Source organism: Paenibacillus sp. J31R122, from assembly GCF_056269185.1.
In genome coordinates this window covers 218,234-239,911 of record NZ_JBWDNM010000001.1, presented here as the reverse complement: position 1 = coordinate 239,911, position 21,678 = coordinate 218,234, and the positions used below count along the sequence as shown (strand labels likewise).

The following is a 21,678-nucleotide window of genomic DNA, read 5'->3' as shown; positions in this document are numbered from 1 at the left end:
AATCCAAAATTTCGCAACAAAGATCATGCCATCCGGCCTTCAATTAAACATTGTACAGGCTGTTCTATTGCAAGATCGCATTGGCTACGATTGCAAGGTCTAATATGTCAACTTTACCGTCGTGATTCACATCCGCTTTCTCATTCCAATTTGCTTGACCTTTTTGTGTTCCATAGGCACTTGCAACGATAGCCAAGTCTCCAATCGTGACACCACTTTGTCCATTGATATCGGCGTTTATTTTCTTGCTGTCAAACACTTGAATCTTCTCTTCCAATGTGGCTTTCGCACTATCCACCTGCTGCTGGGTCGCATTCGGATCGTTTGCTGTTGTATGAGCCGCATCGATAGCCGACTGCAATTGCACTTTGGCTCCAATCGTATATAACCCGTGCTCATTGCCTTCCACTGCAGCATCGTACTTAGCTTGAGCACTTGTGATTAAAGCATTCAAGAGTGATTTATCCACAGATATACTAATTCGTATTTCATGGGAGGCTCCGTTAAGCTCCAGTTCATTCCCTTGTCCGTTTGCAATCACAATATTGTCTACTGTAATTGTCGTTGCATCGCTAGCTGATTTCGCTGTAAATTTGAAAGCAAACATATTGCCTTGAGCAAGCACCCCTTGGTTTACACCCACACTGGCAGCAAGAATCCGGATTTGACCAGGTGCTGTCTCCTTTTGCTCAATAATCTGAAATCCTTCTTTCAGCGATGTAACCGAATCAAATTGTAATTTTGTAGCATCATAGTGAAGTGTTAAGTCTTGCGCATAGAGTTGCTTGTATTCACTTTGAGGAACGTCGGCCAATCCCATCGTTAGATCAACCGTTTGGCCTGCAATCACCGACTGAGGACCTGTTAATACTGCTCTCGGCTCTGTTGATGATTTTGTCAAAGCAACAATCTCGCTAGCGCTTAGTTCCCTGTTGAAAATTCTCAATTCATCCAAACTGCCTTTGAAAAAAGAAGTTAAAGTTCCAGTCCCTGGCGTTTTTTCTACTCCAACAGATGCCATTGGGCCATTCATTTTAACAGCGATTTTTTCTTTTAGCACACCATTTTCATAAAGAGCAGTTCCGGTGCTTGTGCCTACAAAAGTCAGATGAGTCCATTGGTTGGCAGGAATACTATAATTGTACATATAGTCATCAACACCATAAATGGAAATCCCGACTTTACCTGTTTTATTCCACTGGTTAATCTTAATTGATGAAGATGAGCCGCTTAGAAGCACCTCATTACTTACCGTGTTCGGCTTCCCGTAAACCCAAGCGCCTATTGTCCAGTTTCCTGTTATATCTTCGCCGCCTAGATTAATGTAGCCGGTGCTTCCATTAAAACTCACCCCGCTTCCATGTTTACCCTCTGTCCACGTTGCGCCGCCAACTAGAGCGCCATTCTTATAACCTGACGTATCGACTACTACAGTCCCAGTTCCTTCATCCATCTTCCATTCGGAATTAATTGGGACAATCGGAGCCTCCCATACAGCAGGATCGGCGAAAAATTTAATTCCTTTATTTTGTAATCTTGAAGTATGACCGTTTACTCTCTCTTTAAAATCATCCCAGTTTCTATCGCTCTTAGCCGTCCAGCCGACTTCAGCATTCGCTATTAATTTTGGGTAAAGCATATAATCCAAATGATCTTGAGTCACAAAGGTTTCTGACCATAATGTACTTTCAACCCCATAAATATTTGCTCCTGATATACAATCAGTTGGATCCCAATTATAAGCTCTGCTTGTATTGACAAATCCTCTCCATTGTAAGCCAATTGGCGAGTTACTGTAGTATTTCATGTCGAGATAAGCGTTTGCTGGGGATACGATGACTTTCATCCCTTTTGCTTTCGCCGAAGTTCCAGTTGAAGCGTTACAATGCCAGTTCTGCAGAACAGAATCGCTAGTTGCTCCGCTTGAAGTATCCGATGGGTCCCATCCAACCACTTTCTTACCATAACTATTAACAATAGCTGTAACTCTTCCAATAAAGTAATCGTAATCAGCAGATGAAGTTGAATCAGCTTCATCTCCTCCAATATGAATATACGGTGAAGGTGATATTGCAGCAAGCTCACTAATGACATCATCAACAAATTCATAGGTAACCTCTGATCGGGGCATTAGTGTGCTATACCCAACTGCTATATCGGTACGCATAGCTTTTCTATTGCCATCAGGATTTAGTTCACCATAGGAAGCTAAAGCGGCATTCGTATGACCAGGCATATCGATTTCTGGAATGACTTCAACATATCGTTCAGCCGCATAGTTGACGATTTCTTTAAACTGCTCCTGTGTGTAGTGTCCGCCAGGACCACCGCCTACCTGTCCCTTGCTTCCAATCTCCACCAGATCAGGTCTGGATTTAATTTCAATACGCCAACCCTGATCATCTGACAAATGCATATGAAACTTGTTGATCTTATACTGCGATGCCAGATCGATCTGACGTTTAACTTGATCCACGGTAAAGAAGTGTCGTGCCACATCAAGCATGAGTCCACGATATTCGTAAGCAGGTTTATCACTAATATTGGAATTAGGGATCGCCCATTGTACCCCGGATACAACGGTGTTCTTTTCAATATCTGCCGGTAAGAGCTGGAATAAGGTTTGATTGCCTCTAAAAACACCTACCGGTTTATTGGCAGTGATTGTAACTTGATTGGAAGTTGTGATTAAATCATAACCCTCATTGCCTAGGGCAGCATTTCCACCTATTGTAGTTAGGTAAATACTACCTGCACTTGGATTGTTTGATTTTATGACGCTGATCTGGTACCCTGTCGATGCATTCAGCTTATTGGCGAGTACTTGCCCAATTTTGAATAGCTCATCTGTTTCCTCAGCGGTATTACCAGCTACAAAGATGGACGCGGTTTGTGCTAAAAGAAATTGCCCGGATCCAACGGTATAGCTAACAGGCTTTGGCAATATCGAAGGCTGACTTGTTGCAGCGTTAGCAATATTAGGAATTGAGCTCATAATATTCACTGATAAAAGTAAAGCGAAGGCTGTAGAAACTACTTTTTTAACAATTGATTTTTTTATCATTCTTTCACCTCTTCTACATTTTATATTTCCTTTAGGTCATGCCTATTGTCTGTCGATATTGAACCCAAAAAACAATTCTAAGCTTCATTTTGAGGCGAAGGAGAAGTTTCCCGCTCCTTCGTCTCACCTTTCTTATATGAAGCTATTGAATGAGTATTCTGGCAATGGCAGCAAGATCCTCGATGTCGATTTTACCGTCGCCATTCATATCCACGCCTTTGATGAGCTGCCAATCCGGACTCGTAGAGTCCTTGCCGTAGTTCGCCGCCGCGAGGCCTAAATCACCGATGGTGACTTTTCCGTCCCCGTTGACATCTCCCGGGATGCCTATCGGAACTGGCGTAACCTGAATACGGATTGACGAACCAATCGCTTCCGTTTCGATTCCTTTGTCATCGCCAAGCGTTGCATCCGTTACCTCAATGGTTCCGGTAACCGGCGCCGATACGTCCTTCGCCTTGAAGACGATTTCGATTACTTCTGACATACCCGTAACGGCATGATCGGCGCCCAGGCTCGCCATAATCAGGCGGAGCGTACCCGCTTGATCCCTAGACTCGACAATGTTGACGCCTTCTATCAACGATTTCGCCGAAACAAATTCCATAGCACTCGTGTCATAGCTCAGCGTGATATCCTGGCCGTATACATTTTGCGTTATATCCTTCAGCCCCAGCCGGATTGCGAACGTACTGCCTGCCGTGGCGGAGCTTGCTCCGCTAAGCGTTGTCGCAGGACTGTCCGTACCCGCTCGCACCGTAATATTACTGACAGATGTAAATCCGCCCTCAGTAGTCGTGACGGTAATGCTTGTGGTTCCTTCCTTCAGGGCAGTTACGACCGCTTTGCCACCGTTCGTTTCCACTTTGGCTACCGCTTCATCGCTGCTTTTCCACGTGACGTTCTTGTTGCTCGCGTTCTCCGGCAATACGGTGGCCACAAGTTCTGCTGATTCGCCCGGACGCAGTGCTATCTCCGTTTTATCCAACTGCACTCCGGTCACTGCTTGCTCCTGCGAACCTAGCCATTCCAATACGGCCAATACCGGTCTATGATCGGAAGCGATATCTTCGTGGATCGCTTGTGCACTGGCTACTCGCCACTGATTGTTGTTGCCATACATAACATAGTCAATTTTCCCGCCTTCCAAATTGGTCCAATCGGTAATGTTAGACGTTGCATCAGTCCACTTATTCGTCAAAGTCTTTATGACATCGGTATCCGGAGTTGCATTAAGGTCACCCGCTAAAATATAAGGAGAGGTAGTACCATAATGCTCTACGATTTTATTTACCTGAGCCATTTGAATGCTTTCTTGAATATATTCAAGGTGCGTGTCTGTAAATGTGAACTCAGGGAGACCGTTTTGCGGAGCGATCTTGGCCGTTAATAGAATCCGCTGCTCACCGCCGCTTATATTTGGTAAGAAAATTTTCTCCGAAGAGGTGATCGGGAATCGGGACAGAATCGCCAAGCCGTATTCTCCTCCGGAAAAATCAATTGCTTTGCCAAAGATGACATTCATGCCCGTCAATCTTCCCAGTTCCGTCGCTTCGTTTACTTTTCCGCTACGCGGTACATTTACATCAACTTCTTGAAGTGCAACAACATCTGGATTCGCACTCTTAATTACATTCGCGATACGATCCAAATTCAAAACACCATCGGTACCTGCACCATGATGAATGTTATAAGTAAGAACCCTTAGCCTTGGAGCGGATGATTCCTCTACAGTAATGACACACTCTGCCACAAAAGAGCCATCCGCCGTAGTCACCGTTATTTTTGCACTGCCGGCATTTTTAGTGATTACCGTCACTTTGCCGCCAATTTGTTCAATCTTCGCTACATTCTCATCGCTGCTTTTCCAGATTACGTTCTTATTCGTGGCATTCTCCGGCAATACGGTAGCTGAAAGCTCCGCCGTATCCCCGAGTTTTAACGATAATGACGGTTTATCAAGCTGCACTCCAGTTACAGGCACTGCCGTATCCGGCACGTTATTGCGATATTTGAAGTTATCGAAGACGGCTACCGTCGGACCGAACACTCTGGCGCCCATCTTACCTTCTGCGCTCGGGAGGGAGGTCAATGTACCTTGGTAATACTGCATACCGTTAACAAACAGAGTAATGAGCGATCCATCGAATTTCACTTTCACCGTAGATGTGACGCCCTGTGCCAGTTTGGCCCCGGCATTGTTGGTCATCAGTCCGTAATTGTCCTGTGCATTCACCCAATACCAGCTGCCGTTATCGTAACCGACAGATGCCCAAGCATCCTTACTCGTATAACGGAATATAATGCCCGCGCGAATATTGCCTGTATTTGTCGGCGTGATCTGAAATTCGATCTCGCCATCCTTAATGTTCGGCGAATTCTGATCGATAAAGACGTTGTTTACATTGTTAGCCGTAAGCTGAAGCGCATACTGACTTGCTTGTGTCGGACCACTTACCAGAGCCATACTGCCGCTCCCCGTACCTATTACGTGCTGCCAGCCTCCGACCTGATTATCCTCGAAGTTTTGCTCATAGCGAATTTTCGGTACCGGTTCGTTGTTCGGGTTAGGCTGGTACACTTCAAAATCGCTAGCACCGGGAATGACTAGACGAGTATGTTCACTCATGGTAAACATGCCCGAATCCCCGCTCCATTGCTGCAAACTAGGAATGACTTTAGGCTTGGGGTTAGTTGATGCTTCAGCAGCCGATGAAGACTGAAGCGGAATTGAAAATAGAACCATCGTGATGATGCAAATGATACTCACTATTTTTCCAACTAATATTTTCACTTTATCACTCCTCTATGCTACTATTCTCAATTCATTTCATCTCCTTATAGCTTGTTCATGGTAATCATTGTTTGATTGTGTTGGATACAATTTGTATCAAACTATACACCTCCCCCCCTTTTTTTGTATAGTGACATTGGTCTTCACCTATAATCGCGAGACTTCAACCGGGCTCCCGCCGACTAGTTGTGTCTTGCTTGGCTATTTTTTCCAACAAAAAAAGGGCATTAGCAAAAAGTGTGAACTTTTTTACTAATGCCCCTTCTGTCTAGCCCTCAGGGTAACACGTAAACGCTATATTTAATTTACATATAACAATATCGCTTGATTGATTCCATAATATAGCAGAACCCTACCCCTGTCAAGATATCTTGTGGATAGGCTGAACTAAGTTAGACAGAAAAAATAGGGGCTACAGTTGCTGCTCTCGTATTCACAATTCAGGGTGTAATCCTAACCGACAACATGAAGTCCGTCTTTCTATGAACTCAACTACGCTGCAGTTCTCGCACCATATAATGTCTAATCTCTTCCGCATCATCCAAGTTCAAGACAATTTCCACCATACTCCCCAGAAGCTTTCTGTCATATTGGCTCAACAGACTTCTCATTTGCACAACCGTCGCTCCACTTATGCTGAACAGATCCAATCCCATTCCAAGCAGTAACGGAGCTGCCAAAGGATGAGCGGCCATCTCGCCGCACATCCCTACTTTTTTCCCTTTCGCATGCGCTGCTGTAATGACATTATTGATTAAATGCAATACCGCCGGCTGAAGTGGATCGTTCAATGCATTCAAGTGAGTGGCCGTTCTGCTTGCGGCCATCATGTATTGGATCAGATCATTTGTTCCAATGCTGAAAAAATCAACCTCGTCCGCCAGCCGATTTACCATCAGTGCCGCCGCAGGAACCTCGACCATCATCCCGAGTTCCATCTTGTCGTTAAACGGCACACCCTTCTCATGAAGCGAGGACTTCATAGCTTCCACTTCGGCAACAGCTCTCCTCCACTCAGCCAGTGTGGAGATCATCGGGAACAGTAGTTTTACGTTTCCGAATCGACTTGCCCTCAGAACAGCACGGATCTGCGTTCTGAACTGATCGATGTGATGAAGTGAAATACGAATACCGCGATTGCCGAGAAAGGGATTATCCTCTCTCTCAAGCTTTAGTGAAGGAAGCTGCTTATCTCCTCCCACATCCATCGTCCGAATAACGATTGGAGCCCCTTGATCAAAGGTTGAAATTACGGCTCTATATGCTTCGTATTGTTCATCCTCCGAAGGGGAGTCTTCCCTTCCCATGAACAGAAACTCGGTGCGAAATAAACCGATCCCTTCCGCTCCATTCATTTTCGCGGCTTGTGCCTCCGTAACCGAGCTAATGTTGGAGACGATTACCGGGAACTCATTCTTTACAGTCGTAGAAAGCAATTGTATATCAATTACCGAGCTCCCAGGCTTTTCAATCACCAAAGACTTCTGATACTCATCTTTAAGCATCTCATATGTGTCTACGGTTAATATACCGTTCGTACCATCTAACAGCAGCCATTGTCCGTCATGAATCTCGAACAGCTTATCACTCATACCAACAACGGTAGGAATTCCCATCGAGCGGGTAATTATAGCCGAATGCGACATCGTCCCTCCATCCACCATGGCCAGACCCGCTACTACCTTTGGATTAAGGCGCACTGCTTCCGAAGGTGTAAGATCCTCACAAAGCAATATCAATCCCGTTTTACTTTCTATCGCTTTAAGTTCCTCTTCTTCTCCCCATAACTTCCGAATAATTCTGCGACATACATCCTCTACATCCGCTGCTCTTTCTTTCAGATATTCATCATCCAGGCGTTGAATATCTTTTACGATTTCTCTCATTGTTTCATCAATCGCGATTTGGGGTGAATAAAATAACTTCTTGATTTTATTTCTAGCAGTGTCGATCAACGCTGCGTCCTTTAAGAGAAGCAGCTGCACTTCTATAATTTCCGCATCGTTCTTCCGATTTTCCGATAATAGCCCGAAGCGGATTTCATTCAAATCTCTGCTGGCTTGCTCAACCGCAGTATCGAAACGACTCAAATCAGAAAGGACCATGGACGGCTTAATCATCGCAGTCTCCTGTGGTGACCGAACTGCCGTGCGTATAATAAATGCCTGACCGAATGCAATCCCCTCGGATGCTGGTATCCCTATCATCTGCATGCCTCTAACCTCCAAGGAAATATTTGTCACATCCAACTCCCGCAATTGATTTTTTAATGATCGGAGCATAATATAATGCCAATTTCCTCTATTGCGTGCTCTGCTTGTTCCCCAACAGCAACAACAATAATCTTATCCCCAAATTTCGCGCCGATTGAAATCATCGCGACCAAGCTTTTGGCGTTGAACCGATTTCCCTCTTTTATCAAATAGATCTCACAAGAGTATCGAATGGCCGCCTCGACGATTTTTTTTGCAGGGCGTGCATGAATTCCCGTTAAATTCGTAATCGTGTAGTTTTTTTGCAAAGGAACGCACTCCTATAATATCGATTTAATTCGATCCTTCAGCTTTTCCGCTTCCATACCGAAAATCGCCTGTATGGATCCCTTACCTAATCGAATGACGCCTGCCGCTCCCAATTCCTTCAGCTTTCGTTCGTCCACAAGGCCTTCATCGTGTACGATTACCCGCAGGCGTGTGATGCAAGCATCAATGCTTTGAATATTTATTGCCCCGCCAAGCGCCTTAGCAACATGGACAGCGATATTCTCCTCTACTGGTGCCCGTTTAGCAGGTATCTCCTCTTTATTCCCATCATCGGGTTCCCGGCCAGGAGTCATCAGATTCAATTTCACAATCATAATTCTAAAGAGAAAATAATAACTGACGGCGAAGAGCAATCCGAGCGGAATGATTAGCAAAGGTTTCGTTGCTAGCGGGTAATTAAGAGCATAATCTATAAATCCTGCAGAAAAGCCAAACCCATGTCTAATACCTAGCTCAGCGACAATAAATGCGCTTATACCCGTAAGGATCGCATGGACAATGTACAGGAGGGGGGCGGCAAACATAAAAGCGAATTCCAGCGGTTCTGTAATGCCAGTCAGGAATGATGCTAACGCCGCGCTCAGAAAAATCGATGAGATTAGCTTTCGGTTTTCCCTCTTGGCTGTATGAACAATCGCAAGTGCGGCTGCCGGAAGCGCGAACATCATAATCGGGAAGAAACCAGTCATGAACAGCCCTGCTGTAGGATCACCAGCAAAAAAGCGGTTAATATCGCCGTGATATACCTGCCCAGTAGCTTCAGTGTAAGTCCCGATCTGGAACCATGCGATATTATTCAGAATATGATGCAGTCCGAAAGGGATTAGCAGCCTATTAGCAATCGTATAAATTAAAGCGCCAATCCCCCCAAGTCCAGTAATCCATTGTCCGAAATCATTCAGGACGACTTGGATAGGACCCCAAATTAAGCCTAAGCCAACAGCGATGAAAACCATGGAAAATGAAGTAATAATCGGAACGAACCTCTTGCCTGAGAAAAAGCCAAGCCAGTCCGGAAGTGTGATTTGATAATATTTCTTATAGAAGAAAGAAGCTACAAGACCCGCTAATATGCCTCCCATTACGCCCATATTCAATTCCGCATCCAAAACGGACCAGTCCGAAAATACGACTGCAACTTCAACAAATACAAAATTCAATATCAAATGAGCAATAACAGCGGCCAATGCCGCAACCGCATCCCCTCCGACACCTATCCCGATACTGATCGCGAAGATGAGCGGAAGATTGTCAAAGATAGCAGAGCCTCCTGCGTCTAGGAACGGGGCGATGTAAGTATTTAGCCATCTGCCGAAATCGCCGAAATGGAAATCTTTCTCGTAATCAATGTTGCCGAATCGAAACAGGATCGAGGCCGCAGGTAAAACCGCAACAGGCAACATAAGGGATTTTCCGATTTTTTGCAGGAAAGCAAACATACTTGAATCTCTCCTCAGCTCAACTGATTTATTTCAGTGCGATACGGAATACATTTGGCTCCGCTGCTTGAACTTCGCGGTACTCGCATTCAATATAATCGATAAGCCGCTCCCCAATGGCGATAACAAGAACATGCGCTGAATATCCCGCCTTACGGATGTTGTGAAGATCGAATTCCATGAGGATTTGTCCTTTTGTAATACTGTCATCAGCCTTAACTGGCACACGGAATCCCTCACCTTTCAGATCGACAGTATCAATTCCAATATGTAAAAGAAACTGCAGGCCGGATGAATGTTCGATCAGTATGGCATGCTTCGTATCGATGACATGGCTCACCCTGCCGCTGATGGGTGCAACTACATAACCATTCAAAGGATCTATAGCTACTCCTTTCCCCATGAAACCGCGGGAAAATGCTTCATCCTGCACCTCGTGAAGCGGAAACAACCTGCCGGCAACTGGCGCCGCCACTGCAACATAACATCGTTCTTGGGGTTTGCGATCAATCCACCTTAGTGACATCAGGCATCACTCACTTCCTTCCGGTTGAAGGCTGGAGCTGAAATAGACGATGCAAATGGGCAGCCAAATAACCGATTTCGTCCTCAGAGACCGCAACGTCCAGCTCTTCTTTGATTAACTCGGCTATTTCTTCGGCGAGGGCAAATAACTGAGGGTAATGGGCTTTTATTTCAGCTGCCAACGGATTATGGACATGACGACCAATGAGCAGACGCTCCAGCGTCCCCCGGATATGAGCAATTAGCCTAATGTAATCGCTTCCCATCCTTTGCAGCTTTTCTCCCTTTTTTTGTTCAATATGCTCCACGATTCGATTCAAAAGTCCGGTTATTCTCACCAATTGTCCTACCGTCACATTTCCTGCACAGGAATGGACATGAAGCGCCAGAAAACCAACTTCGTCTTCCGGGACATGAATACCGAATCGCTCACTAATCATAACGGCGGCTTGGGTGGCAATCTCATATTCTAACGAAAAACTCATCTTGGTCTCATGAAGAAATGGATTATTGATTTCCATCCCATTTTGCAATCTGTACACGGCAAACTGAATATGATTGGGAAGCGCAAAATATACTTTGGGCTGCACTGGGGTGCCCATTCGCTCCTTCACACTTTCGATAATTTGCTCAGAAATTTGTATAATTTCCTGGTCAATATTCTCAACCAACTCTTGAAACTGTCTGGCCGGCTGCTCTTCGTCCAATCGGTAGCGCTTCTCAATACGAGGATCTTCGATATTGACCCATTTACACCCTTTGAAGTCGAACCCGATGCCTTTGCCGAATAAAACGTATTCCTTGACCGTGCCGGGATCTAGAGTCAAAATGACGTTATTGCCTACGACGCGATCAATTTGCAGCATCCCTTTTTTGGACAAATCCATCCCTCCTGCGGAATATAAATTCTACAGAGCTTTTTATTGAACGTCGTGCTTCAATGGTATGAAAAAAGAAAAAGCCGAAGATAACGACAACAAATCGTATGTCGAATATCTTCGGCTCATGCCTAGTAGCTAACTAGTAACATGCCTAATATTAGTATATAATATAATTAATTACACATTTTGGTCAATAGAAACGTTAATCTTTTATGTCATCGCTTCACCTTTCTACATAGGTTCAATATTTTTTTAGTTGACAACTTTACTTGCACGATATATGCTGATTCAAACCGAATATGTAAGGCAACATGACGTGTAACCGCAAGGGCATGAGTTATGTAAGCAATGATTATGCTTACACAACTTGTGCCTTTTTTTGCGTTCCACTCGATAACAGCCCTTACCTAAAAACGGAAATAGAAATTAAAAGGAGTGTCTTAAAACATGGTAAAGAAAAAAATGTTTGTGTATGGGATGGTCTTAATATTATTGCTGTCACTGATTGCCTGCGGCAACAAAAATGACAACCAATCTGGACAATCATCAACCCCTCCGACCTCAAGCAACACCCCATCTGCCGAGCCTAGCGATCCGAACGCCGAGAAAGCTGGCTTAACCGGTGAGTTCGAAATTCAATACTTCGTAGGCGGTTACGGCGATGCTTGGTGGCTGGAAGTTATCGAAGGATTCCAAAAAGCCAATCCTGAGCTTAAGATCAAACAATCCGCAGGACCTAAAATCAATGAACAAATGAAGCCCCGCTGGATTCAAGGCACTCCGCCTGATGTCATCTATATCGATGGTGCGGGTTCCAACGAGCGTCAAATGATTGACGACGAGCAGTTGCTTGATATTACCGAATTCCTAAGTAATGCAACTAACGTAGATGGCGAGAAATTAACGGATATTCTCATTGCACAGCCAACTGATTACGAAGGCGGCAAAAACTTTACACTTCCGCTCGTATTCGGCTCATGGGGCCTTTTCTATGACAAAGCGTTATTTCGTGAAAACGGCTGGTCCGCCCCTAGCAACTGGAGTGAATTCATCGAAACTAGCGAAAAAATAAAAGCGTCCGGCATTCCATCCTTGATTCATACCGGCGTTTATCCATACTACATCAACGGCGGACTGCTTGATTCCGCAATCGTGGCTGCCAACGGCGGCGACGGCTCTATACTCACGCGGCAGGCTAACCTGGAAGAAGGCAGCTTCTCCGGAGAGCCAGTGAAGAAAGCGCTGAATCAAATCGTGGAGCTTGTCGACAAGCAATTGATTGATAAAGGCTCCGTGTCCTTAAATCATACAGATTCGCAAGCACAATGGCTGCAGCACAAAGCCGCATTCATTCCTAATGGTCTGTGGTTAGAGAACGAAATGAAGAAGGATATTCCTGAAGGCTTTGAATTCGGCTTCCTTCCTTCGGTTGCCCAAGATGCAGGACAAAACAGCATTGTCATTCCTTACACGAGTACGATCGCCATTGCCAAGGATGCAAAAAATCCTGAAGCAGCCAAAGCATTCCTAGAATTCGCGTTCACAAAAGCAAACGCAGTACGCTGGGCAGAACTGACTGGAGCGCTTATGAACATTAAGGCAGATCTAAGCACCTCCTCGGCTAGTGATGTCGTCAAAGATGCGATGGGCTTCTTCAACTCCGACAAAACAACCGTCGCTCCTGTCGCCGTGTTGAATGCGGACGTAGAAAAAGTGAAGCAAGACGCGATTGTTGCTTTAACCGTTGGTAAAATCACGTCGGAAGAATGGATGAAACGTCTGGAAGAAGCAGCGGCAAAATCACGTAAGTAACTTTCACGAATGATTAGATTCAAGATTGGATAGCAAAAAACAAGCAGCCAATAGGGGAAATGCCGCAATAAGTGTGGCTCTTTCCCTTATTGGCTGTCTGATTCATCGACAGGATAAAGGAAGGTGAACGCGATGTCACAACAGACTAGACGCAACGCATTTATTACTCTTTTCTTGCTTCCCACTTTTTTGTTCTTCTGTCTATTCACCCTGTATCCGATCGTTAAAGGTATTCATATCTCCTTATTCGATTGGTCTGGCAGCTCGAAGAACATGGATTTCATCGGCCTGGATAATTTCCGCGAGTTGTTCAATGATCCGATTATTTGGACGGCAATCAAGAACGACTATTTCCTTGTTATCGGCAAGGTTATCGGCATCATGCTACTCGCAACCTTCTTCGCAATCGCTGTAACCCGCCTGAAAGTCGCCGGTAGCGGATTTTATCGGGTGCTCTTTTTTATTCCGAATGTTATATCGGTTGTCGTCATCGGTGTGCTGTGGAGATACGTTTACAATCCAAACTTGGGATTTCTCAATTCCTTCTTGTCGTTGTTCAGTTCCGAGCCGGTTCAGATCACTTGGCTGGGAACCGAAAACTTGGCCATATGGTCGTTGCTATGGCCTTCCATCTGGGCTGGTATCGGCTTTTATATGATCCTGTTAATTGCCGCGATATTAAGCGTCCCAGCGGATCTATACGAGGCCGCCAATCTAGACGGCGCTTCTCAAGCCAGACAGTTCTGGTCTGTCACCCTGCCTCTAATCTGGGAGCAGATGAAAGTCAGCATCCTGCATATCGTCATGACTACTTTGAACGGTTCTTTTATTATCGTCTGGATTATGACCGAAGGCGGCCCGGACAACTCCACTCAAGTTATGGGATCCTATTTGTATCAAATGGGCTTCCGGCAATATCACATGGGATATGCGGCTGCGATTGGCGTGTTAATTCTTGCACTTTCTCTGTTCACTACCCTGATTCTTCAGCGCTTGCTTAGTCGAAATACAACCGAATTGGCTTGAGGAGTGAAAATGTCGAAATGATCTTAAACAAACAAAATCCTTTGATCCGCATCATTACGAACGGAATCCTGCTCTTATGGACTGCTGCGGTTCTATATCCCCTACTATGGACCATGTTGGGCGCCTTAAAGGATAACCCGCAATTTTTGCTCAAGAAGCCATGGGCGCTGCCGGAATTTCCATTGCTTTGGTCTAATTTCACCTATGTATGGAGCAAATACGGCTTTAGCGGCTTTTTTATCAATTCGACGATCGTGACCATCTCCAGCATTATACTATCCGTTTTTCTCGCAGCGACATCTTCATATGTGCTGGCTAGATTCACTTTCAAAATGGGACGTACATTGTATTACTTTTATCTGTCTGCCATGATGACCCCCATGATCCTGGGCCTCATTCCGCTGTTTTTCCTATTGAACGATATGGGCTTAATCAACACGTTGGCCGGCCTAATCATCGTCTATACCGCCAGCGCCCTGCCCTTCGGTATATTTGTACTCGTCAGTTTTTTTAAAATGCTGCCTAAAGAATTAGAAGAAGCAGCGTTCATTGACGGTGCCAGCTACTCGCGAACATTCTTCTCCGTCATGCTGCCGCTTGCCCGCTCCGGCTTGATTTCAGTGGGAATCATGAACGGATTGAATATATGGAACGAATATATTATGGGAACGGTATTCGTCAATGATCCAAAGCTTTATACGCTTCCGGTAGGCATTGCCGTCATGCAGACGGAGATGCAGTATCGGACGGAGTGGGGTCCGCTATTTGCCGGTCTGCTGCTTTCCATCATCCCGGTTATCGTCGTCTATATCGTATTCCAAAGACAAATCGCCGAAGGTGTAACAGCTGGCGCAGTGAAATAAAAGAAGAGTATGTTACTAAAGACAAGCCCCTCCGCGGAGGAGGAACATCCAAAATGGGGTGTTCTTCCTCCGCATTTTTTGATTTCTATAAATTCTGAGTTGAGTGAAAATGCATACTCAACAGGGGATATCCTGCGGTCAATCGACCACGCGGATATCCCCTTGCATTTCATCCAGTTAAATTTGACTGAATTAATACTATTTTTTACCTTTTTTATCAAATCATACTCCCAAAGAATAAAGCCCTTCAATGGATGAAGAGCCTTTATTCCTACTTAAGCTTATGATAGATTTAGTATTAGACGGTCAATCAACGATAGATCTTGAATATCAATGACATTGTCCCCAACAACGTCATATTTCTTAACGAATTCCCAATCGGGGCTGTCTTTGGTTTTGCCATAGTGAACTGCGATGAGCGCCAAATCTAAGTTGCTTATTTTCCCATCACCGTTTACATCGCCCGGTGTTTTATTCTGCAGCACTGTTATACTGTGCGAAGACGGATTGGCGCTATACTCCTCGCCTGACGGCTCGCCCATAACGGCTTGTGTCATTTCAATTCGTGCATTGGTATGGTCCGGTACGTCCTTAGCCCGGAAAGTTAGCCCCAGCAGCTCAGGCCGGTCGCCGCTAATCGCATGCTCGCTTCCAAGGCTCACCATAATGAAACGCAAAATTCCGGGAGCCACTTCCTGCTCGCTTATCAGTTGCATACCCAGAGCCAGCACCTACGCTCCAATATATTGCAGCACTTCGGAATCATAATCGATAATGATGTCTTGCGCCGTGAACGGCCGGTCTACATGCTAAACGTCATAGTTCAGTTGGAATGTTCCACATGATATTGGCTTTACAGGTAAGTTTAATTGGACACTCCAACTCATCGCAGACTACATTAACCTCGAAATTGGGAAGAGCTACTCTATACGGGGCGTCTCTAAACTGATGCATCGCATGGGTTTAAGCTACACGAAACCAACCTACACCTTGGCGGCGGCTGACGAAGAAAAGCAACGATTGTTTGTCAAAGCCACCTTCCTAAGGTTAAAAAAATTACGAGAACGGCGAAATTGAGGCCTCTGAAAATGGCTGAAAGCAGATGTAATCAACAACGTCTTTTACCACACAACAGCTGAAATCCGAACCAATGTCCAAGCATTCATGGACCGTATCAAGTGTTTGACTTCTTTTTCATTTCAGCCAGATTGTCTTTTTCAGAATATAACTTGTCTACAATAATTTCTTCGACAACAGCACTACAGCTCCAAGAGTAGCTCTCTTCGCCGCTGTAGTGCCGCTCGTTCAAGAGTGTTTGCTCGAAAGCGAATGGCAACCAGGAGATTCGAGTGAGTATGGCCTATCTGCTCAATGGGCAAACATAAACCAAAAAGTGCGAGTTGCGGGGACCCTATAATCCCCAGACTCGCACTTTTTACATAAAGAATTAGAAAAGAGGCTGCCCCATTGTAGTTAAAAACTACTTATGGGACAGCCTCTGTATTTCACAAAAATCCTACGAAGTTATTATTATTTCAGGATCGCTTTGGCTACGATTGAAAGGTCTACAATATCCACCTTGCCGTCTTTATTCACATCTGCTTTCTCATTCCAACCCGCCTGACCTTGTTCTTTGCCGTAAACCGCTGCAATGATTGCTAAGTCTCCAATAGAGATGCTTCCATCTCCATTCACATCTGCGGATATTTTCTTGCTTTCAAACACTTGAATCGCTGCTTCCAATGCAGCTTTCGCACGATCCACCTGCTGCTGATCAGCATTCGGATCGTTGGCGATTACATGCGCCGCATCGATTGCCGACTGCAATTGTGCTTTAGCTCCATTTGCATATAGGCCATCCTCATTACCTTCCTCTGCAGCATTATGCTTCGCCTGAGCGCTTGTGATCAAAGCATTCAAGAGCGACTGATCTACTGGTATACTTATTTGGATCTCATGTGAAGTTCCACCTACCTGCAGTTCATTCCCCAATCCGTTAGCAATGACAACTTGCTCTACAGATACGGTCATAGATGTTGCCAGAGCTCCAGATTTGACGTTGAAATGGAATGTCAACAAATCACCTTTGGCAAGCACACCTTGATTACCCGTGCTAGCTACCACAATCCGGACTTGCCCCGGCACGGACTCCTTTTGATCGATGATTTGGAATCCGTCTCTAGCCGATACAACGGATTCGAGACTCACTTTAATCGGGTCATAGTGAAGCATCAAATCTTGGGCATACATGTGCTGATATTCACTTTGCGTAATGCCGCTCAATCCCATCGTTACATCGAATGATTGGCCGGGGTTCACCGTATGAGGAGCTGTTAATACGGCTTTCTGCGGCTCCTTCCCCGCCCACTTGGCGTACAGGATGAGATCCTTTGTAACCTTGGTGTTGAAGTCATAGGCCTGCGTCAGATCCATATCCGTGTACCAGTCAGCGAAGATATACCCTTCACGTGTCGGGTCGACGGGCTTCGCCGCCTTCTCGCCGTCCTTTACGGCAGCTGCGCTAACCGCGCTGCCGCCGTTGGTCTTAAAGGTGATGGTGTGGATAATGTCCGGCGTCGGCAGGTTATTCACTTGCTCCGCCTTGGCCGCGAAGTTATAGAGCGCGACGCTATCGATCTCACCCCTGAAAGCGCTGATTTTGCTGCCGATGCGGGACAGCGGCATGATCAGCGACGCCCATTTGTTGCCGCCCTGCGCTGTCCTCTCCAGTGTGTGAGCCTTCGTGCCGTTAACATAGAGAGTAGTCTTGGTGTACTCCGTCACCATTGTCAGGCGCACCCATTCGCCCTTAGGCAGCGTGTAATTAAAGGAGTAGTCGCGGAAGTCGCGGGAGAAGCCCACTTTGCCGGTTCCCTTCTGCACAGCCTTGATCGCGCCGATATCGGACTCTAACAGAATCTTTTCCGTGTCATCGTCATCTGCCGCGCGCTTCACCCAGAAGTCCAACGTGGAGTTGATGCGCATGTTGTCCACCGGCGTCTCCACGTAACTTTCGCCGCCCTTAAGCTGGAGCGCTTGGCCATCCCGACCCTCAACAAAGGCCGCGTTGACCGCATCGTCCTTAAGATTGTAGCCGTTAGGAGATGCGTCAGACTTTTCCTTGCCCTCGTTGAAGGCATAGGACTGTACGACTTGATCCTTGCTCTTCACCTCATAGGTCGGGTTGGTCCCCGGCGCGTACTTGATCTGCTCCGCTAGCGCGTCGATGTCCGCCACCGTGTAATCCTTGGCGCTGCTCCACAGCCGCTCGCTGAAGGTGGGCAGGATGTGGAACATACGGTCAAACAACTCCACGTCAGTGGTTCCGTTGTCGTTCTTATCGCCGGTTTTGTCGTTCCACAGCGCGTAGGAGCCGCCCAAGACCTGCGGGTCGCCCGCCGGGAGCTCTAGGCCCATGACGTTGTTGGGCTTCCAGTTGTTAAGAATATTGGACTTGCTCAGATAATCCCAATAATAGCCCGCTCCCGGTACGATGTATACGTTACCGTCGTGGATGTTGATCATCTCATAACCAAGATCGTACATCGCCTTCGGGTTCGCATAGCCCGGATACCACATATACATCTGCACACCCTCCACGGTGATCGGGGTCGTGCCGCTGTTCTCAGTCTGCGAGCCCCATACACGCGGCGTGCGGTGCATGTCGTCACGAATAAACTTGAGCAGCGCATCCTGATAAACGCGGAACGCTTCCTTTTCCGCCTGGCTGCCACCCTTGTACTCGTCGGTGCCGATGTGTACTACAGTATCCGGCAGGAATACGGGGTTCTCCTCCTCCATATACTCTGCAAAAACTTCCTTTATGAATACGAGCGAATCCGGGTTTTGTACGTCGAGATAGTTGCTCTTACCCGGCCGTGCCAGATCTGGCCGTGCGTGCGTATAGGCCGCTGCGTGACCCGGTGTGTCGAACTCGGGCACTATGTTCACGCCTTGGGATTTGCTGTCGATCTGGAGCTGACGGAACTCATCCTTGGTATAGAAGATGTCGGTGCTGGTCAGTTTCGGTACATTAGACTCCAAGCGGAAGCCCCAATAGCTAAGGTCGAACGCCTCATCAGAGAGATGGAGGTTAAAATCGTTCATTTTGTACCATGACATCTGCTTAACCCACATCTTCAGGAAATCCAGCGGGATCGCCTTGCGCCCTACGTCGAGCATCAAGCCGCGCACCTCAAACTTCGGATAGTCGCGCACCAGCCCCTTCGGAATGGCTGTGCCTTTGCTCTTGAGTATCTGTAAGATCGTACGGGTCGACCAGAACGCGCCCACACTGTCGCTGGACGAAATGGTCACAAACTCCCCGATCTCCATGTCGTAGGTTTCCTTGTCAAGCTTCTCCGTGCTGGCCTTGAAGTAGAAGTCACCGGCGGCGGGAGTAGTGCCGGTCACCACGTTGATCACATTTCCCGTAATCTCCTCATAGTCCGCTGCGAAGGCCTGTGCCATGTCCTGATATGCCTGGCCCAGCGCTGAATTCACCACAATTTTGCTTGTCGATCCGATAATAAAGTCGCCCTCTTGGCCGAACCACTGCTGCAACTCGGGCAGCACCTTGGGCTTAGCGTTCTTAGATTGCGTGCTGTCGTATTTGCCCGGAACGGTCAGCTTGACCTCATACAGCTCGGTGTCCTTACTGAACGCAGACTTGATCTTGAACTCCACCGCTACTTCGGTGTTAACCAGCGGCTTGTGGATTTTTCGATTTGCGTCGATGACCTGTTCGTAGTCAGTGCCGCCGTAAGTCACCTGCACGCCGCTTGGCAGTCCGATCGGCATTTGAAGCTCGGTGTCCTCTGGCTTCAGGGTAATGTCCTTGAGCTGCTTCTTGATATTACCGATTGCGCTAACAAAGTCCAGATCCTGGTAGATTCCGAACTCATAAAGCGAGACTGACGGATAGCCCTCCACCTTATCAGCCACCAGCCTGACATACCGTGCGTTACATAGATCCGCCAGCATGAATTCCTCATGCAGCGCGTATTCACGCGTACCCGCAGTGTGCACGGTCACCCATGTATTGCTATCGTTGGAGACCTCAATGCGGAAGTCAATCTTGATGTCCATAGTCTCCCAATCGAGCGCCACGCGGTTGAAGTCCAGAGGCATGCCGAGATCTACCATAAGCCATGCGCCCTTTCCCTGCGGCTCACTAGCCCAGCGGGACTGGTCCTTCCTGTCAGCGTCGCGGTTTACAATCCCATCCACCGCTAAATTTGGCGTGTGCATGCCGTCGTCCTTCGACGCGCTCGCCGTTTTGCCGATCGCTTTATTTTTACTAGACACATCGGGCGCCCAAATTTTGATCTCATACAAGGAAAGGCTTGGGTATGCATTCTGTTTAAGCTTGTCGATTGACAGCTTGACATAACGCGCGGTTACCGCGTTCTCCAGCACGACCTGATCGGTAAACGGATAGCCCTCCGTGTTTTTTTCTGCTGTGTAGACCTTCGACCACGTCTTGTTGTCGTCCGAGACTTCAATATGATAATCCTCGACGACCTTCTGCTCCCATTCGAGTGTCAATCGATCAAAAGCCTGCTGCTGCTTGAGGTCGATGACGACCCAGCCCGGCGCGCCCGCCTCGCTGGACCAGCGGGATTGGTCCGGCTTGTTGGCGTTACGGTTTACAACTCCGTCTGTCAGCTTTTCCGGACCCCAGTAAGTGATTGGGCTCCTGTATGCTGTCGCGACTTTGCCCAGAGCGATGTTAGCCGCATCGAGGTTGATTTCCTTCAGCGGCAGGGGAGTGTCGAAGGCAACGCCCCAGATCTCCAGCTCACGGATGGAAACCGCAGGATAACCTTTTGTCACCTGAGCGCTGACCTTGACATACCTCGCAGTCATGTCACTGTTCAATTTGATCGTGCTGTGCGACGCACCGACCTTTTTCCCAGTGATCGCCTCGCCCCACACCTCGTTGTCGTTTGAAAACTGGATCGAGTAGTCCATATCAATGGAATCATTCTCCCACTCTATTTCCAGCTTATTCAGTTCACTAAGCGTGCCCAAATCCACACTGATCCAGGCTGAACGCACTTCATGCCCCCAGCGGGTCTCCGTTCTGCCATCCACCGCATTCTCCTTGGCGAATCCGCTTACACCAGACGCCCTTGTCTCCTTGCCCAGTGCCAGATTTGTGATTTCTTCATCGGGAAGTGCCTCGGCCGCCGACACCGCCCCCAAGAATAAAGATTGTATCATGACCAATACCAATGCAATTGCCATCATACGTTTTATAGCATTCATCGCATTCAATTTCTTTTCTCCTCCCTCGTATCTCGCATAATGGTATTTACCGTTTCTGCCTGCTTTTTCGCAGCATCCCTCCTTGATAACATGTATCTTTTTATTTTTCGACGCCTAAAAAAAAATTAGGCGTAAACTCTCCGGAAGCAGACAAAAGCCTGTTTCCGAGAGTTTACGCCTAATTAAATAGTAACGCACTCTACCCCGCTATCATTTAACAATACTGATTTTATCGCAAATCTATATAAGTGTAAAGTAATTTTTACCAAAATTGTTATATAGTTACTTAAAGGTTAAAAAAACACCAAGGTCCGACTCCATCGCTTCCGAGACGATGGACTTGAAAGGCGTACGAAGATAGCGGAAGAATAGCGTGAAAGGCTCAATTTTACTGAATCGATACTATTCTACCTTATTTGAATAAAGGCCCTTCAATGGCCGAAGAGCCTTTATTCCTGCTT

Annotated in this window: 13 protein-coding genes; 4 read left to right on the top strand and 9 right to left on the bottom strand. The window is 46.7% G+C overall.

From position 1 onward, the window contains the following. Positions 1 to 64: 64 nt before the first annotated feature. The 7 genes from AC0YN7_RS00840 to AC0YN7_RS00810 all read right to left on the bottom strand — a co-directional run bounded on the left by AC0YN7_RS00840 (position 65) and on the right by AC0YN7_RS00810 (position 11,246). Entirely contained in the window at positions 65 to 3,064 is a 3,000-nt protein-coding gene (locus tag AC0YN7_RS00840) for a family 20 glycosylhydrolase (protein ID WP_475808051.1), read from the bottom strand. A 142-nt stretch (positions 3,065 to 3,206) separates the two neighbouring features. After that, the gene (locus tag AC0YN7_RS00835; RefSeq protein WP_475808050.1) at positions 3,207 to 5,858 is read right to left on the bottom strand and encodes an Ig-like domain-containing protein; all 2,652 of its coding nucleotides are present in this window, start codon (positions 5,856 to 5,858) and stop codon (positions 3,207 to 3,209) included. Between the two features lie 488 nt (positions 5,859 to 6,346). After that, a complete protein-coding gene (gene ptsP, locus AC0YN7_RS00830; protein WP_475808049.1) occupies positions 6,347 to 8,071 on the bottom strand; it encodes a phosphoenolpyruvate--protein phosphotransferase in 1,725 nt (574 codons plus the stop codon). 53 nt (positions 8,072 to 8,124) lie between these two features. Continuing rightward, positions 8,125 to 8,379 carry an HPr family phosphocarrier protein gene (locus AC0YN7_RS00825; RefSeq protein ID WP_475808048.1) on the bottom strand — a complete coding sequence of 85 codons (255 nt, stop codon included), beginning with the start codon at positions 8,377 to 8,379 and terminating at the stop codon, positions 8,125 to 8,127. 12 nt (positions 8,380 to 8,391) lie between these two features. Next, on the bottom strand, positions 8,392 to 9,840 hold the full coding sequence (locus tag AC0YN7_RS00820; RefSeq protein ID WP_475808047.1) for a PTS transporter subunit EIIC: 1,449 nt from the start codon (positions 9,838 to 9,840) through the stop codon (positions 8,392 to 8,394). Positions 9,841 to 9,868: 28 nt separating this feature from the next. After that, positions 9,869 to 10,366: a PTS sugar transporter subunit IIA gene (locus AC0YN7_RS00815; RefSeq protein ID WP_475808046.1), complete on the bottom strand. Its 498-nt coding sequence runs from the start codon at positions 10,364 to 10,366 to the stop codon at positions 9,869 to 9,871. A 10-nt stretch (positions 10,367 to 10,376) separates the two neighbouring features. Beyond that, a complete protein-coding gene (locus AC0YN7_RS00810) occupies positions 10,377 to 11,246 on the bottom strand; it encodes a PRD domain-containing protein (RefSeq protein WP_475808045.1) in 870 nt (289 codons plus the stop codon). 447 nt (positions 11,247 to 11,693) lie between these two features. On the opposite strand from AC0YN7_RS00810, the gene AC0YN7_RS00805 reads away from it, so the two are divergent. The 3 genes from AC0YN7_RS00805 (at position 11,694) to AC0YN7_RS00795 (ending at position 14,947) form a co-directional block, all read left to right on the top strand. Continuing rightward, on the top strand, positions 11,694 to 13,058 hold the full coding sequence (locus AC0YN7_RS00805; RefSeq protein WP_475808044.1) for an extracellular solute-binding protein: 1,365 nt from the start codon (positions 11,694 to 11,696) through the stop codon (positions 13,056 to 13,058). Between the two features lie 132 nt (positions 13,059 to 13,190). Next, positions 13,191 to 14,084, top strand: a complete 894-nt coding sequence (locus tag AC0YN7_RS00800; RefSeq protein WP_475808043.1) for a carbohydrate ABC transporter permease — start codon at positions 13,191 to 13,193, stop codon at positions 14,082 to 14,084. 17 nt (positions 14,085 to 14,101) lie between these two features. Continuing rightward, on the top strand, positions 14,102 to 14,947 hold the full coding sequence (locus AC0YN7_RS00795; protein WP_475808042.1) for a carbohydrate ABC transporter permease: 846 nt from the start codon (positions 14,102 to 14,104) through the stop codon (positions 14,945 to 14,947). 281 nt (positions 14,948 to 15,228) lie between these two features. On the opposite strand, the gene AC0YN7_RS00790 is transcribed toward AC0YN7_RS00795, so the two are convergent. Beyond that, positions 15,229 to 15,663: a dockerin type I domain-containing protein gene (locus tag AC0YN7_RS00790; protein WP_475808041.1), complete on the bottom strand. Its 435-nt coding sequence runs from the start codon at positions 15,661 to 15,663 to the stop codon at positions 15,229 to 15,231. A 130-nt stretch (positions 15,664 to 15,793) separates the two neighbouring features. Between AC0YN7_RS00790 and AC0YN7_RS00785 the strand changes: the two genes are divergently transcribed. Next, complete coding sequence (locus AC0YN7_RS00785; RefSeq protein WP_475808473.1) at positions 15,794 to 16,024, top strand: helix-turn-helix domain-containing protein; 231 nt, start codon at positions 15,794 to 15,796, stop codon at positions 16,022 to 16,024. A 453-nt stretch (positions 16,025 to 16,477) separates the two neighbouring features. Here the strand turns inward: AC0YN7_RS00785 and AC0YN7_RS00780 are convergent, their stop codons facing one another. After that, entirely contained in the window at positions 16,478 to 21,217 is a 4,740-nt protein-coding gene (locus tag AC0YN7_RS00780; RefSeq protein ID WP_475808472.1) for a discoidin domain-containing protein, read from the bottom strand. Positions 21,218 to 21,678: the final 461 nt, after the last annotated feature.

What these genes read in the sequence shown, in the direction of transcription:
- ptsP (WP_475808049.1), bottom strand. Translation starts at nt 8,071, where the DNA reads ATGCAGATGATAGGGATACCAGCATCCGAGGGGATTGCATTCGGTCAG.
- AC0YN7_RS00820 (WP_475808047.1), bottom strand. Translation starts at nt 9,840, where the DNA reads ATGTTTGCTTTCCTGCAAAAAATCGGAAAATCCCTTATGTTGCCTGTT.
- AC0YN7_RS00840 (WP_475808051.1), bottom strand. Translation starts at nt 3,064, where the DNA reads ATGATAAAAAAATCAATTGTTAAAAAAGTAGTTTCTACAGCCTTCGCT.
- AC0YN7_RS00790 (WP_475808041.1), bottom strand. Translation starts at nt 15,663, where the DNA reads ATGCAACTGATAAGCGAGCAGGAAGTGGCTCCCGGAATTTTGCGTTTC.
- AC0YN7_RS00815 (WP_475808046.1), bottom strand. Translation starts at nt 10,366, where the DNA reads ATGTCACTAAGGTGGATTGATCGCAAACCCCAAGAACGATGTTATGTT.
- AC0YN7_RS00780 (WP_475808472.1), bottom strand. Translation starts at nt 21,217, where the DNA reads ATGAATGCTATAAAACGTATGATGGCAATTGCATTGGTATTGGTCATG.
- AC0YN7_RS00795 (WP_475808042.1), top strand. Translation starts at nt 14,102, where the DNA reads ATGATCTTAAACAAACAAAATCCTTTGATCCGCATCATTACGAACGGA.
- AC0YN7_RS00800 (WP_475808043.1), top strand. Translation starts at nt 13,191, where the DNA reads ATGTCACAACAGACTAGACGCAACGCATTTATTACTCTTTTCTTGCTT.
- AC0YN7_RS00805 (WP_475808044.1), top strand. Translation starts at nt 11,694, where the DNA reads ATGGTAAAGAAAAAAATGTTTGTGTATGGGATGGTCTTAATATTATTG.